Annotated in this window: 8 protein-coding genes; 1 reads left to right on the top strand and 7 read right to left on the bottom strand. The window is 70.3% G+C overall.

The genetic code is table 11. From position 1 onward, the window contains the following. Positions 1 to 315: 315 nt before the first annotated feature. Positions 316 to 1,308 carry an NADPH:quinone oxidoreductase family protein gene (locus tag AVL59_RS19245; protein WP_067305921.1) on the top strand — a complete coding sequence of 331 codons (993 nt, stop codon included), beginning with the start codon at positions 316 to 318 and terminating at the stop codon, positions 1,306 to 1,308. Positions 1,309 to 1,357: 49 nt separating this feature from the next. Here AVL59_RS19245 and AVL59_RS19240 read toward each other — a convergent pair whose 3' ends face one another. The 7 genes from AVL59_RS19240 to AVL59_RS19210 form a co-directional block, all read right to left on the bottom strand. Continuing rightward, positions 1,358 to 1,936 carry a flavin reductase family protein gene (locus tag AVL59_RS19240; protein WP_079146795.1) on the bottom strand — a complete coding sequence of 193 codons (579 nt, stop codon included), beginning with the start codon at positions 1,934 to 1,936 and terminating at the stop codon, positions 1,358 to 1,360. A 4-nt stretch (positions 1,937 to 1,940) separates the two neighbouring features. Beyond that, complete coding sequence (locus AVL59_RS19235; RefSeq protein WP_067305919.1) at positions 1,941 to 2,423, bottom strand: acyl-CoA thioesterase; 483 nt, start codon at positions 2,421 to 2,423, stop codon at positions 1,941 to 1,943. Next, a complete protein-coding gene (locus AVL59_RS19230; protein ID WP_067305917.1) occupies positions 2,420 to 8,257 on the bottom strand; it encodes a type I polyketide synthase in 5,838 nt (1,945 codons plus the stop codon). Before AVL59_RS19230 ends, AVL59_RS19235 begins: the two co-directional genes overlap by 4 nt. Next, the gene (locus AVL59_RS19225; protein WP_067305915.1) at positions 8,254 to 9,279 is read right to left on the bottom strand and encodes an enediyne biosynthesis protein; all 1,026 of its coding nucleotides are present in this window, start codon (positions 9,277 to 9,279) and stop codon (positions 8,254 to 8,256) included. The genes AVL59_RS19230 and AVL59_RS19225 overlap by 4 nt, the downstream gene beginning before the upstream one ends. Continuing rightward, positions 9,276 to 11,258, bottom strand: a complete 1,983-nt coding sequence (locus AVL59_RS19220; RefSeq protein WP_237281553.1) for an ASPIC/UnbV domain-containing protein — start codon at positions 11,256 to 11,258, stop codon at positions 9,276 to 9,278. The genes AVL59_RS19225 and AVL59_RS19220 overlap by 4 nt, the downstream gene beginning before the upstream one ends. A gap of 156 nt (positions 11,259 to 11,414) precedes the next feature. Continuing rightward, complete coding sequence (locus AVL59_RS19215; RefSeq protein WP_159399952.1) at positions 11,415 to 13,253, bottom strand: NAD(P)/FAD-dependent oxidoreductase; 1,839 nt, start codon at positions 13,251 to 13,253, stop codon at positions 11,415 to 11,417. Between the two features lie 428 nt (positions 13,254 to 13,681). Then, positions 13,682 to 15,307, bottom strand: coding sequence for an MFS transporter (locus tag AVL59_RS19210; protein WP_067305910.1), 1,626 nt, complete (start codon positions 15,305 to 15,307; stop codon positions 13,682 to 13,684). Between the last annotated feature and the right edge of the window lie 45 nt (positions 15,308 to 15,352).

The following is a 15,352-nucleotide window of genomic DNA, read 5'->3' as shown; positions in this document are numbered from 1 at the left end:
GACACCCCGCTCTCCAGCGCACGCACGGGAGCCGGGAGTCGGGCCCTACCACGCGCCCTCGAAAAGTTCCTGGAATTCCTCGCCGATTCCACCTGTCGAATCAATTTTCGAAGCATGGTGAGAGTTGCCCGGTGAACGAAACCCGCCGATCGGCTATCTGATATATCGCGCCGCCAGACGTCATTTATCGACCCGGTTTCCCATTGGGCCAGTCAAGCTTGACCATTTCCGGGACGTCGTGCAATCATCCCTCGGCCATCCGCCAATAAATCTCCCGGCTTTGATGATGCAAGCTGAACAAGGAAGCCGATTTCGATGAGTGTTCCCGCCACCATGCGCGCCTTGCAGCAGACGTCGCTCAGCGGCCCGCAGGACCTCCGCCTGATCACCGACGCATCGGTGCCGTCGCCCGGCCCGGGCGAGGTCCTGATCCGCGTCACCGCCGCAGGCGTCAACTTCGCCGACATCTCACAGGCCCACGGCACCTTCCGCGACGGCCCGCAGCCGCCGTACCTGGCGGGCTTCGAGGCCGCCGGCGAGATCACCGCAGTGGGCGAGGCGGTGACCGGGCTGGAGCCCGGCGCCCACGTCATCGGCGTCGGACACGGCGCCTTCGCCGAATACATGGTGCTGCCCGCGGCCGCGGCGGTGCCGGTGCCGGAAGGCTGGGCCGACGAGCAGGCACTGGGGATGGTGGTGAGCTGGCCCACCGCCCTCGCCGCGCTCAAGCCGCTGGGCGGCATCGCCGAAGGGCAGACCGTGCTGATCCACGCCGCCGCCGGCGGGACCGGCCAGGCCGCGGTGAAGATGGCCAAGCACTACGGCGCGAGGGTGATCGCCACCGCCTCGCCGGGCAAGCACGAGACGGTGCGCGCCCTCGGCGCCGATCACGTCCTCGACTCGCGCGGCCCCGACCTCGCCGCCCAGGTACTGGAGTTGACCGGCGGCGACGGTGTGGATCTGGTGCTGGAGTCGGTCGGCGGCGCCGCCTTCGACGCCAGCCTGGCCGTGGCCAAGCGGGTCACCGGCCGGGTCGTGGTGACCGGCCTGCCCGCCGGCGAGGCCGAGGTGACCAACTGGGATCTGGTCTATCAGCATCAGGTCCACGTCATCGGCCTGAACATCGGGGTGCTGATCCGATCCACGCCGCAGATCTTCGGCGAGGTGATGGGCGAACTGTTCGCGCTCATCGCCACCGGTGTGCTCACCCCCGGCCACCCCACTGTCTACGATCTCGCCGACGGGCCGAAGGCACTGGCGGAACTGGAAGCACGGGCCACCGTCGGCAAGCTGGCCCTGCTGCCTTGAGCAGCCCCCAGGCCTCGGGCGGAGCGGTGTCTTCCGCAGGCCGCTGGTCTCACGCCTCGTCGGTACGCAGACTGTGGAAGCCGCCGTCGTGGAACAGCAGGGCGTCGTGATCCTCCCGGAAGCCCATGTCGAGGACTTCACCGACGAAGATGGAGTGATCGCCGCCGTCGTGGGTGGCTGTGAGGGAGCACTCCAGCCAGGCGAGAGCGTCTGCCACGACGGGCGATCCGGTGAAACGGCCTGGTGACCACTCGATGGGGGCGAACTGCGCGATGCCGCGGGGGCGGCGGCGGTCGGCGAAGTAGCGCGCCAGGTCCTCCTGGCGCGCTGAAAGCACCGACACCGCGAACGACTTGCGATCGAGGACGGCCTCGTGCATGGCCGCTCCACGGAGCACACAGATCAGCACGAGCGGCGGGCTCAGCGACACCGACGTGAACGAGTTCGCGGTCATGCCGTGCGGCGTGGTACCGCCGGTCGTCACGACGGTGACACCGGTCGTGAACCGGCCGAGGACGCGGCGCATGCCGTCTCGGTCCAGCTCGGCGTTCCGGTCCAGCCCGTCACTCGGAACTCGTCCGGCCGGTGTCGCGAGTCCCGTGACGGACGCCTGATCGGAGTGGGCCATGGCGTCAGTCACCGTTCACGACGTCGGCGAGAACCCGCGGCCGGGCCGCGGGAGCGGCCGCGCTGTAGGGCTCCAGCGCCTTGCGCAGGGAGGCGGGCACCTTGGCCGGACGGGTGTCGGCGTTGGGGCCGCGCATGCACGCGACCCGCTGCCGCCCCCGTGCGACCAGGTCCTCGAGCCCGTCGCGCAACCGCACATAGTCGAAGGCGAACCCGATCTGGGTCTGCGTCAGGTCCTCAAGGCGCATCCGGATCGACAGTTCGTCGAACGCGGTGATCTCCGCCAGGTACTCGCACTCGCACTTGAGCGTGAACAGCTTGAGATCGTCGCGGATCTCGTCGAGCACCTCTGGGGCGTGCTCCCGCAGGAACATCTCGCGGCACCGCCCTTGCCAGCGCAGATAGTTGACGTAGTAGACGTTGCCGACGAGGTTGGTCTCCTCGAACCCGACGAGGTGCAGGTACTCGTAGTACGGTCGCTCGGTCATGTCCCGTTCTCCCTCGACTCCGTCAGCATCGTGAAGACCACAGGTGCGGCGAGCCCGCGCAGCGTCGTGGGGAACGTCGCGATCTGCGCGGCCCCCGAGCGCAGGACGACCCAACGGTCCGCCCTCGGCCCGGAGATCTCGACCAGCCCGGCGCGCGCGTGGCCGGTCTTGCGCAGGCACTCCTGTGCTCCCCAGACGCGCGTGGCGGCGACCGACAGGTCCTCGTCGCGCTCGCCGGCGACGAGCGTGGCCAGAGCGAATCCCTCCGTGCCGAGCAGGTCGGTCCACTCCTGCGCCGACCGCGCCACGACCTGCTCGACGTCGCACCCGACGGCCCGGTCCGCGGCCACCGCGAACGTCACGCCCGCGCCGTGCGAGGAGGAGACCTCGACCCCTCCGTCGGCCTCGGGCCTGCCGTCCGGCCGGTAGCTGAGGTTCGGCTTCCGGCCCAGCGCCAGGCCAAGCGTCCGAGCGGTCCGCTCGCGCCGGCCGGCCGTGTCGCCGGCGGACTCTTGGCCGTCCGGCCAGACGGCCATGCGGAGCGCGGTCGGCAGCACCGTCTCGGACCGGCGCTCCAGGTACGGGCCGAGCAGCGCCGGCGTCCACGGTCCCGCGCCGTCCCGCTTGCGCACGGCCCGGAGCCGCAGCCCCTCCCAGCGCTCGACGAGCGCGCCCGCCGGATCGCGGACCTCGAGGTCGTACACGTACGTGTCGCCGTCGCGGGAGCGTTCGGCGGCGTGCAGCGTGACCCGGTCGAGCGCACGCACGCGGGCCGGATCGGCGAGGTACAGGCGCTCTGTCGCGGCGGGCAGCAGGGTCGCGTCGGGCACGCAGCACTGGATCGCGTGCATGAGCGCGTCGCGGGTGCCCGGGTCGGCGAGGACGAGGTCGGACGGCAGGAATCCGCCGAACCACGGTTTGGCCGCCACAGTGGAGATCTCGGCCACGCAGCCCTTGGCGGCCAGGTCGTGGTAGCCCAGGAGGCGCTGGAACCGGTCACCCTGGAAGAGCACCGGGCCGTAGAGATCCTCCATCGGCGCCAGCGGCACCCGGACCTCCTCGACCGCCGCCGCGGGCGCCTTGTCGTCCGGCGGCGGCACGTCGAAGCGGAGCGTGGCGCGGAAGTGATCCGCCTGGAAAGCGGTCTCGTCGCTGCGGATCACCGCTTGCACGGTGCCTTCCTCGGTGACGAGTGCGGCGATCCGGATCGTGGTCTTCCCGTCGACGGGGACGACGACGGGGCGGAGGAACTCGACATCCTCGAGCACCGGTGGGCCGGACCTTCCGGTCAGCGCCATGGCCGCCTCGGCCATCGCCTCCATGCCGAACACCGCCGGGAAGAGCAGGTCGCCGTCGAGCAGATGGTCGGCGAGATAGAGGTCGTCGTCGGCGGAGAGGTCCGCGTCGACGACGAGTTCGACGCCGGGATAGTGCACGCGGGGCCGGTCGACGAAGCGCAACAGCGGCAGTTCGCGCGGTTCGAGCATGATGGTGGGCAGGCCCTCGGCGCGGCCCATGACCACGACCGAGGTGGGCGCATCGGGGTCGGTGAGCAGCCGCCGGAGGACGGCGACGCCCTCGTCCGGTGGGATCGGCCGGATGCCCTCTCGTATCAGCGACTCCAGCACGCCGAGTCGCTCGCCCATACCGGTGCCCGACCACACCGACCACTCCAGCGCGAGGCAGCGGCAGTTCGGGTACTCGTCCCGGATCCGGTACGTGAGGTCGGTCAGCCAGTCGTTGGCCGTGGCGTAGTCCGCCTCACCGCGCAGGCCGGCCCGGCCGATGATGCTGCCGAAGGTGACGAGGAGCCGGAGCGTGGCCGGGTCCGCGGCGGCGAGCACGGTCTCCAGCCCCGTGATCTTCGTCGCGAGGGTGCGGCGGAAGGAGGACTCGTCGAGGTTGGCGAGCACCTGCGGCACGTTGCGGCCGGCGCCGTGCAGAATCGCCGTCACCGGCCCCAGCGTCCGGCGGACCTCCTCGACCGCCGCCTTGACCTCGTCCGCGGAGGTGATGTCGGCGCGCACGTACCGGTGGGTCACGCCCGCGGCGGCCATGCGCGCCAGGTTCGCCGCGAGTTCCTGGTCGGAGTCCGGGGCGGAGCGGCCCATGAGCGCGATCGCCGCGCCGGTGGTACGCGCCAGGTCGAGCGCGCATTCGGCGGTGATGCCCTTGCCGCCGCCGGTCACCAGCAGCACGTCCTGCGCGCCGAGGGCGGACGGCCCGCCGGGCCCGCGCCGCGCCGGCAGCGGCCGGAGCAACGGGACGCGGCGCACTCCGGCCTCGTCGTACACGCTCTCGCTGAAGCCCGCGGTCGCGGCGATGTCGGCGACGATCCGCGGCACCGTCCGCGCCACGAGCTCGGCCGGCATCGACTCCGCCAAGGGCAGGGTGACCAGGGTGGTGACGACAGCGGGCGCCTCCAGGTGCAGCGTCTTGGCGAGACCCGCCGCGCCGCGCCGGTCGCCGACGACGACGAAGCGTCCCGGCGCGCCGGGCGAGAGGGCGGCGCGCGCGGCGGCGAGCATCAGCGGTGTGTGGCTCTCGTCGCAGCCGCGCGGCAGGCAGAGCAGCACTCCGCCACCTAGTCCGGCCCGCCGCAGCGCGGTGTGGAGGGCGGCCGCGAGCGGGTGCCGGTCGGCGGCGAACAGCTGCCAGTCGCCGTCGGCGGGCGGAGCGACCGCCGGCCCGGGTTCGGCCGGCACGAGCTCGACGGAGAACGCGCGCACCCAGGATCCCGCGCCGGCGACGTCGGCCGCGGCGCGCTCGTCTCCGGAGCGCGCGGTCTCGCCCAGTTCGTCGAGCATCTCGGCCAGCTGCGCCAGCGTCGACGTCGCGAACGCCGAGGTCGCCAGCGGCGCCGTCAGTCCGAGTTCCCGCGAGGCCTGGGTGACGATCTGGCCGACCGTGATCGAGCTGAGGTGGAGTTCGTCGATGGGATTGCTCTGCGCGCTCACCGCTTCCAGGGGCAGCTCGGCCCGCTCGGCGGCGAGTCGCCGCAGCACGTCCAGCGTGTCGGCACCGTCCACCGCCACCGGTGCCGCAGCAGTCTGCGCTTCGGGAGTCCGAACAGTTGCCGGCGTCTGGAGAATCGGCAGATCGTGCACCGGTGCCGATTCGCAGGGGCTGGTCAGGAAGCGCAGCTCCTTGTCGAGCGGGAACGGCCGCGTGAAGCGGTCGCGGAAGAGCTCACCGTGGCGGACGGGCGCGCCGAGCGTGTACGCGACTGCCACCGCGTGCAGCAGGCCGGAGAGCGACATGCTGTCGGCCTCGAGCGACACCGCGGGCACTCCGGGGGCGATCTCTCCGGCGAGAGTACGCAGGATCCTGCCGGGCCCGACCTCGATGAAGAGGTCGACCTCTTCGGCCATCGTCCGGACCGCCTCGGTGAATCGCACCGGGTCGAGCACCTGACGGGTCAGCAGGCCGGGCACATCGGTCTCGGCCGGCAGGGTGCCGCCGGTGACGGTGGAGACCATGGTCCGGGCGAGCGGAGCGAAGCGTTCGCCCCGCAGGTGGTCGCGGAACGCGGTGGCCGCCGGGGCGACGGCCTGCGAGTGGAACGCGTGCGAGACCCGGATCTCGTTCGCCGAGAAGCCCTGGGCGGCGGCCCGTGCGCAGACCCTCTTGACAGCGTCGGCCGGTCCGCTGACGACCGTCTGCTCAGGGCTGTTGTATCCGGCGATCACCACCGGCTCGCCGACGAGAAGCGGGACGACCGCCTGCGGCGGCGCGACGACGCTCGCCATGGTGCCGCCGCCGTCGCTCGCCCGCGCCATGACGCGGCCGCGCGCCGCGGCCGTGCGGAGCAGGCCGGCCTCGTCCATCGCGCCCGCCCAGTGCAGCGCGGTCAGCTCGCCCAGGCTGTGGCCCGCGGCCGTGACGGCCTCGATGCCGAGCAGGGCCAGCACGCGCAGGCCCGCGACGGACGAGGTGACGATCCTCGGCTGGGCGATCTCGGTCGCGACCAGGTCGGCGCCGGGGGGCATCGGCAGGGTGCGGTAGAGCTCGTCGACCTCGGCGAACCGCCGTCGCAGTGCTCCGCCGTCTCCGCGCCGCCCCGCTCCCTGGCCGGGGAAGAGGAATCCGATCCGCGGTGGCCGCGCGGAGGTGCCGAGGAAGACACCGTGTGCGATGTCGACCACGGATCGCGCCCCGTTGTCGAGCATCGTCAGCAGTGTGGCGAAGCGCCGCCCCGCCTCCTCGGGATCACCGGTCACGATCGCGGCGCGGAGCGGACGGTCGGCCAGCTCGTGCTCGAGTGTGGCCGCGAGGTCACCGAGTTCGGCGAAGGAGAGTCTGCCGCAGAGCTCGGCCAGCTGTGCGATCCGTCCGCGCAGCGCCGAGAGGTTCTCCGCGTCCACCAGGAGAAGTTCGACGTCCTGCCGTGACCGCGTCAGTGCCTCGACCTCCGGCCCGAGCCCCGCGTCCGGAGCGCGGTCGGCGTGCTCCACGACGACGTGTGCGTTGATGCCTCCGAACCCCATCGACGAGACGCCGGAGCGGACGGGGTGGCCGGCCGGCCACGGCTCCGGTTCGAGCGGCACGCGCAACGCGGGCCGGTCCCCCGTCAGTTCGGGGTGGGGGTCTACATGACCGGTGGCCGGCGGGATGACCTCGTGGTACACGGCGAGGATCGCCTTGATGAGGCCGGCGACGCCGGCGGCCGCCTTGGTGTGGCCGATGTTGCCCTTGATGGTGCTGATCGCCGCCGCGGGCGCCGCGGGGTCGGCGGCGCGGCGCGCCTCGCCGAACGCCCGCAGTTCGGTCGCGTCGCCGACGGCGGTGCCGGTGCCGTGGCCTTCGAGGTAGGCGACGGTCTCGATGCCGTACCCGGCGCGGTCGTAGGCGCGCCGCAGCGCGAGCCGGTGCCCGGCGGCCTCGGGCCGGGTGATGCCGCCCCTGCCGTCGGAGGAGTAGCCCCAGCCGGCGAGTACGGCGTACCGGCGCAAGCCGCGCGCGACCGCGTCCTCGTCGCGCATGAGCACGAGCATGCCGCAACCCTCGCCGGGCCAGAACCCGTTGGAGCCGCGGTCGTACACGCGCATCTCGCCGGTCGCGAGGGCGCCGGTCTTGGCGAAGCCGATGACTTCGAACGGGTCGATGCTCAGGTCCACGCCGCCCGCGATGGCCACCTCGAGCTGGCCGTTCGCCAGGGCGTTGGCCGCCGTCGCCACCGAGAGCAGCGAGGACGAGCAGGCGCCGTCGACCGTGAAGCCGCCACCGTGGAGGTCGAAGTGGTTGCAGACGCGTCCCGCGATGGTGTTGGCGAGGCCGCCGGCCAGGGTGTCCTCGTCGATCGGCGGGAAGGCGCTCTTGTAGCGCGTCTCGAGCCCGGCCAGGAAGGCGCCGAGCGCGGCGTCGTCCCAGCCCTGTTCGCGCAGGGCGGCGCCGACCGTGCGGCGCACGTACGGCCAGCGCAGCCGCATGAGGTTGGCGCGGCTGAACTCGCCGGTCAGGGTGTTGCCGATGACGACGCCGGTGGCCGGACGCGGCAGCCCCTCGCCGCCGGGGAAGCCCGCGTCCCGCAGAGCGCGCGCCGCGGTGTCCAGTGCCAGCCAGTGGGTCATGTCCGTGGACCGGAAGGTGCTGCCCGCGACCCGGTACCGGACGCGGTCGAACTCGAAACCCTCCAGGACGGCGGCCTTGCGCGTGTAGAAGCGGTCGGGCGCCGCCGGATCGGGCGAGTAGTAGTCGTCGAGGTTCATGCGCTCGTCCGGCAGCCGGCGGAACGCCCGCCGGCCGGCGAGAACGTTCTGCCAGAGCTGCTCGGTCGAGTCCGCGTCGGGATAGCGGCAGGCGACGCCGACCACGGCGATCCGGTGGCCGTTCATGCCCGTATCGCCCCCAGATCCGTCGTCTCGGGCACCCGGGCCGGGACCTCTCCGTTCCCCGCCGTGGCGTCGGGTGTGCGCCCGGACCGCAGGCGCTGGACGAAGGACGCGCCCCACCAGCCGAGGCCGCGGAAGCCGCAGACGATCACGAGCGCGAAGAAGAGGGTGTAGGTGATGTTCAGTTGCATCAGGATCCCGTAGACGAACGCGACGGAGCCGCCGAACATGAACTGGGCGCGCCCCTTCATCGGCGTCGTACCCGGGTCGGTGATCATGTAGTTGGTGAAGAGCACGAACGCGACGCCGGTCATCGAGCCCAGCGCGGAGAACAGTGCGACGTCCCAGATGCCGTGCCGTACGAAGGCCTGGATGGCGAAGCCGCCCATCCAGCCGACGATCAGCGGCACCTTGCGGGTGAGCATGGTGTTGAGGACGGTGCCGGCCGTGGCGATGATGATCGGGATCATCACCCGGAAGTACGTGTTCGCGTTCTCGGTGAACTCGTAGGGCGGCGCGATGCTGACCCAGCTGCCGAAGCAGACCAGGGACAACGTGATGCCGAAGTTGGACGGGTTCATGAAGTGCCGCATGCGCCCGTTGATCGGCGCCTGGAAGGCGTGCTTGCCGGCGACACCGACGAACACGCCGAAGATGACCGGCAGGATCTGGTTGTTGGCGTAGAGCAGCATGTTCACGGCGAGGGCGGTGATGTGCGCCGGCAGCAGGAACTCGTACAGACCGCGCACTCCCCCGCCGAGGAACCGCGGCCGCCGCTGGTACGCCCACGCGCTGATCAATTCGAAGGTGATCTCGGTCGCGTACCCCGTCAACAGGGCGAAGACCGGCCACAGGTAGGGCTGCTCGAAGCCGAGCAGGGTGTAGCCGAACACGTTGAAGACGGTGATCGACATGGCGAAGTTGCGCAGCGCGAGATACCGCGGATCGGGCTTCGGCTTCGTGGGCTCGGCCGTCGCGCTCGGCTGAGCGCTGCCGGCCTGAGAGGGGTGCGCGACGGCGGTCATCGGCTCGAAACCTCCTGGGCGGTGCCGGTGAGCATGAGGGTGTGGACGCCGGGCTTGAGCTTCAGCGTCTGCTGGTGGAGGCCTCCGTCGACGTCACGCCACTGGATGTGGACGGACACGGGGCCGCTGTACGAACCGATCCCGAAGTGGACGTCGAAGCTGCGGAAACCGGCGTGTCCGCCGCCGCCGTCGAGCTGTGAGACCTGGGTGCCCTGCGGTGTCGTGATCCGGACCGTGGCGCCGTACGCGGGCGTGCCGATCGCCTCCAGGCCCTTGCCGGCGTGGGCCGGGTCGGTGGACGGACGGTAGAGCTCGAGTTCGAGCGACTTGCCGCGGTCCGGCGCCCGGTTGGCGTAGAACGCCGGCGGTCCCCACTGCCGGGCCACGGCGAAGTCCAGGGTGCCGGTGCCGGTCGTGTCACCGGTGGCGACGGCGCGGGTCGGAGTCGGCACCGCGAGGCCCAGCCTGGAACTGATGTTCACGTATTTCCCGCTGGAATTCTTGGCGTAGAAGGCGAGGGCCTCGTGGCCCGAGACGTCGTCGCCGGGCTGGAAGTTGGGCCACATCGCCGGGTTGATCAGCAGGTCGTCGTTCTCGGTGGCCGCCTCCTGCAGCCAGTTCCACCGGTTGACGGTGCCCTTGATGAAGCCGTCGGTCTGGATCACGTCCTGTTCGCCGTGGTTGAGGAAGTCCCCCGCCTTGACGTCCCAGCACCACCCGGTCCACGCCAGGCCGTACTGCTGCGCCTCCTGCGTGAAGGGGGCGACGCCTTTGCTGAGCTGCTTCGTCATGTCGGCGTCGTCCGCGGCATGGTTGATGAAGAGCAGGTTGCTCTCCTCCAGGCCCCAGGCGACGTTGATGTTGCTGACGTAGAAGTCGAACTTGCCATTGCTGTTCAGGTCGGCGAAGTCGACGCCCATGCCCTTGAAGGAGCCGTTTCCGAGCACGAACGACTTGGGAGTCGTCCCCGTGCGCCGGCCTTTGGCCTCGGTGAACCTGATGTGGCCCGGGGTCGACTCGTTGTACAGGAGGTGGCCGTGGCCGAAGTCGTTGGCGAGGTAGGGCTCCGGCAGGCCGTCGCCGGTGAGATCGGCCCCGGAGATCGCGAGCGTCCAACCGGTCGAGATCTGGAACGGGATCGCCCCCTCCTCCTCGACGTAGGCGGCGCTCGGACGGGCGCCCGAGGTCGCGCCGTTCCAGCGCAGTACGTGGTCGCCGCCGGCGTTGTTCCCGGACGAAAGGCTGTTGGTCATCGTGACGTTCTTCAGGCCCTTCGGGTCCAGGACGTCCGAGTCGGGGAAGTAGTTGCCGATGATGATCGAGGGGTGCCCGCTGCCGTCGAGGTCCGAGACGTACGCGGCGTCGGTGTTCCAGCGCGGGCCGTGGTACTTGCCGTCGGGCGAGTGCGAGGGCACGAGCTCCCGCGGCACGTACGCACTCGGCGAGGGCGTCGTGGCGGTCGACTTCGGCAGGAAGAGGATCGGCGTCCGTCCCCAGTACGTCACGAGGAAGCCCATGCGGCCGTCGCCCGTGAAGTCGCCGGCCGCGCAGCCGGTCGGCGCCATCGTGTCGTCGTACGGCAGCGGCGCCGGGTTCAGGAGGAACGGCGTGAACCGGTCGGCCGCCGGCGCGGTGGGCGTGTGCGTCACGATCACCTTGTTCGTCCGGGTGTCCACGATGCACATGCCGTCCGCGCGGCCGTGGCCGGTGACATCGTTGATGGCGACACTGGCCCCGACCGCGGAGATCCAGGAGCGGATCTTCTTGTACGCCGGGTTCACCTCCCGGATCGTGTTCATGTGCTGGTTGTCGTAACCGGGCGGCAGCGCGATGGGCAGTTCCTGGAATTTGTACTGCGCGGCGGTCTGCGGACCGCCGGACACCGCGACCGCGTTGTTCGCGACGGCGTACAGCGATGCGCCGACCACGACGGCCAGCACTCCCGGCACCAGCCGACGAAGACGCTTGCTCAGCCTCACTGCGATCTCCTCTCGAAACAACGTCATGAAGGTGCGGGCGTCTCATCGGACGGGCGGCCGGAGGCGTGGCCCGAGCACCGGGGAGGCGGATAGGGCGGGGCGCGGGGCCGCGGGCGTGCTCCGTCGCACGCGGCCCCACGCCCCGGCGCGGCCCGCTCAGCCGACTCCGGTCGCCGAGGCCGCGCTCCGGGGGGCCTCGGCGCCGTCGAGTCCGGCCGGTTCCTCCGCGGAGGGCGCGGACGCCGGAACCGGCGTCACGAGCTCTCCGTGCTCAGCGAGTGCCGGCGCGATGTGGCGCCAGTCGCTGTTGTGGGCGAAGAAGACGTCACGCAGGGCGGAGAAGCTGCGCCGCCACGCGTCCCGCGCCTCACCCAGCACGAAGGTCGCACCGTCGCGTGCGTACGTCATCAGCGGGAAGGTGCAGTTGTCCCGGTACACCGGGTCGCCGTGCATCCGGTACCACGTGACGTGGCGGGCACCGGGGATCAGCGTGAACGTCGCCGTGGCGGTCTTCCTGGGATCGCCGAAGCCCATGTAGGGCGGCAGGAAGTCGGTCGCTCGGAACCGGGCGAAGATGCGCTCGCTCGCCTCCTTGTGGGTGATCCGGCCCGCGATCGCGGCGTCCATGTCCGCGCGCGAGGCCCGCGCCATGTCGACGACACCCGGCAGGTGGCTGCCGAGCACGCCCATGCGGCTCGGCTCGGTGGTCTTCTCCAGGTACGAGCGGTCCTTCGTCTTGTGGTAGTGCATCAGCAGCGACAGCGGGCCGAACGTGCCGAGCAGGCTCCCCATCACCCAGTTGCGGTTCCACGCGTTCCAGGTGTCGTAGCTCGCGAACGAGTCGAAGGACCCTGACACGATCGTGTCGTAGTGGTCGAACCCGCGGTTGACCACGTCCTCCATGAACTTGAATCGCTCGGTCGCGTAGTCGTTCTCCGCGACGGCCTTGAGCAGCGACTCGGCGATCAGGTCGACCGCGACGACGAGCACCGACATACCGCTCGAGTAGAGCGGGTCGATGAACGCGGCCGCGTGCGGCAGCTGGATCAGACGGGGCGCGATCAGGTGCGGCGAGGAGTACTGGATGCGGCCCGACCTGACCCACGGCCGTGCGGCGTTCGCCTCGGCGAAGTGCCGCGCCACGGTCGGGTAGGCGGAGATGACCCGGCGGAACTCCTGCTCCGGCGTCCCCTGCGGATCGGGGTGCTTGCGCCGGTCGAGCATCAGCCCCACGCTGGTGAGCGGGTTGGTGGCGTCCCGGTGGTTGCTGAACGGGATGACCCACATCCAGCCGCCGTCGAAGACGTGGTGCATCGTGGACTGGCCGAGCGGCGAGATCAGATTGCGCCGGCCTTTGGGGTCCAACAGCAGATCGGCGCTTCTGACGCCCATCATGTGGGTGTAGATCGTGCGTGTGTCGGTGCGGAAGCGCGGCACCTCGTCGCGCATGCCGAGTTGGTCCGAGACCATCGACCGCATGCCCGAGGCGTCGATCAGGAGCTTGGCGCGGTACGTCTCGCCCGAGGCCGCGCGCAGTTCGACCTCGTCGTCTCCGAAGGTGATGTCGGAGATGCGCGTCTGTGAGCGGAACGTCGCCCCGTACTTGACCGAGAGCGCCGCGAGAAAGGCATCGGTGTCCTGGCGGAACAGATGCGAGTCGGGTCCGGCGGGCGGCGTCAGCGTCCCGAACTGGTTGATCTCCTCGGGACGGTTCTCCTCACCTGCGCGGTGATACATGAAGCCGAAGGAGCGCTTGACACCGCAATTGCTGCTCACGTGTTTGCGTAGCTTGTGGAATGTGCCGATCCACCCGATCTCCGGGACGCCGTACTTGTCGGCGACGATTCGCAGTCGCAGGCCGGTCTCCGGTATCAATGACTCACCGATGGTGAATCGCGGATGGCTCGCTCCCTCCAGCAGAAGAGTCGAGACCCCGTGCCGGGCGAGGATGCACGCGAGCATCGAGCCGCCAATTCCCGACCCGAGGATTGCCACTTCATATCGCTGAGTTCCCATGGTTCCCCAAAATCGCGGTTGTCCGTGGATGAGCATCCGTGAGAGCGCCTGCCAATCGCCACGACCAGGATGACCCCGGTGCTTGTGTCGGGGCTTCTCTTGCCTTGCCGTCGCTAAAGGGTTCGGCACCGAATCAGCGCAATCCTGAAGATGCCGAATCCGGTACTCGCGATTGGCGATCGCGTCGCGCGGCCGTTATGCATAATTCCATGAGGAACACATGACCAACGCCGCCGAGCCCTCGACGATTTCCCGGACCGGAACCTCCCTGTGCGTGAGGCAAACGGCCTGTCTTCCCGGCGGACAATCGGATCGGATTCGACAGCGGGGACGCCCTGCTCGGCACGCCGAACGGCCCGGCGCCCTCAGGCGTCGGGCCGTTCGGCTGCCGGCTCTCGGTGGGCGGGCTAGGCGGCTTCGGTGGCCAATAGCTCGCCGGTGATCTCCTCGAGGCTGCGGCGCTTGGTCTCGGGTCCGATCCACAGGAACAGGGCGGCCGCCAGCAGCAGTGGCACCGCGCCGACGATCGCGGTCACCGCTATCGAGGGAACGGTCGTGGCGGCGACGACGGTCGCGATGATCAGCACCCCGCTCAGTTTGGTCATGCCGGCCGCGAGGCCGGAACCGCGCGAGCGAAGCATCGTGGGGTAGACCTCGGCGGCGTACGCGGAGACCACCGCCGCCACCGAACTGATGGCGGAGAGAGGCACGATGAGCAGCAGCGAGAGCGCGAGACGGTGGTGCGCGAGCGAGTTGCCGGCCACCACGAAGCCGCCCAGCGTCAGCGCCGACGTGACCGAGAGCGTCACGATCGTCCTACGGCTCCCCCACCACCCGTACGCCATGGCCACCAGCACGGTGAAGGGGAGCCCGAGCAGCGCCGCGTTGCGCACGACGTAGTCCGATTTCACCTCCGAGTACCCGAGGTGCTGCAGGTTGGTCGGCACCCAGAGCTGGAAGCCGTACGTGACGAGGCCGGCGCCGATGGCGAGGACCGTGATCGCGAGGGTGGGACCGGCGAACGGGCGCCGGAAGAGCCGCTGGTAGCCGTTGCGGGCCGGCCCTTCGGGCACCTCCGCGCCGGACGGGACCTCCCGCACCGCCGCGCCGTACCTGGCCATGATCGCCCTGGCCTCCTCACCCCGGCCGCGGGCGATCAGGTAGCGGGGTGATTCGGGGATCCAGTGGTTCAGCGCGATGAACAGCAGCCCCGTGGGCAGGCCGATGAGCCAGAGGATGCGCCAGCTGTAGGTCGGCGTCAGCCATCCGGCCAGCCAGCTCGTGGCCACGTACGCGCCTGCGATGTCGCCCCCGATGAGCACCATCAGCCAGCCGCGGTGGCGCGCGGGGATCGTCTCCGCCATGAGCGCGAAGGCGATCGGGATCATGCCGCCGACACCGATCCCCATCATGAAGCACATCAGCAGGTTCCAGTAGAAGCCGGGCATCGCACCGCAGATCGAGGTGGTGACGAAGAGGATTCCGGCCAGCAGGATCGAGGAGCGCCGCCCGATACGGTCGCCCAGCGAGCCCCACACCCACGAGCCCACGACCGTTCCGCTGATCCCCGCGAGCGGGAGCCACGAGACGGGAATGTGACCGTGTGGATTCGCCGGCGATTTCAGGCCGTACTCATGGGCGATACCGGGCGCGACGAACGACAGCGTCGCCGGCTTCATGACGTCGATGGTGATCGCGATGGCGAGCACGATGAGCAAGGCGATGTGCTGACCTCGTATCGGCGCGTCGTCGATGGCCGTGACGCGGATACGCTCCGCCGACTTCTTGATCTCGCCCCCGCGCGCGGGCAGCACGCCGTGGACCACCGCGACGAGTCCGACGACGATGAGTACCATTCCCGTGATCATGGCGGCGTCCGGCCGCATTCCGGCCATGGCGTAGTGCATGTCGCGCGCGCCGAAGTACATCGGCAGGTGCAGCGCGACGCCCACGCTGCAGGCGAGCACGCCGCACCAGAACGCCACCGGGTGTTCGAACTCCCCCCGGGCACGACCGAGAAGCCTCGGCGCCATGAGCATTCCTCTCGTCCGGTCGGACACTCCCGACCAGACTAAGGA

Source organism: Streptomyces griseochromogenes (genome assembly GCF_001542625.1).
GTDB lineage: Bacteria > Actinomycetota > Actinomycetes > Streptomycetales > Streptomycetaceae > Streptomyces > Streptomyces griseochromogenes.
This window is presented reverse-complemented; position numbering and strand designations above follow the sequence as displayed.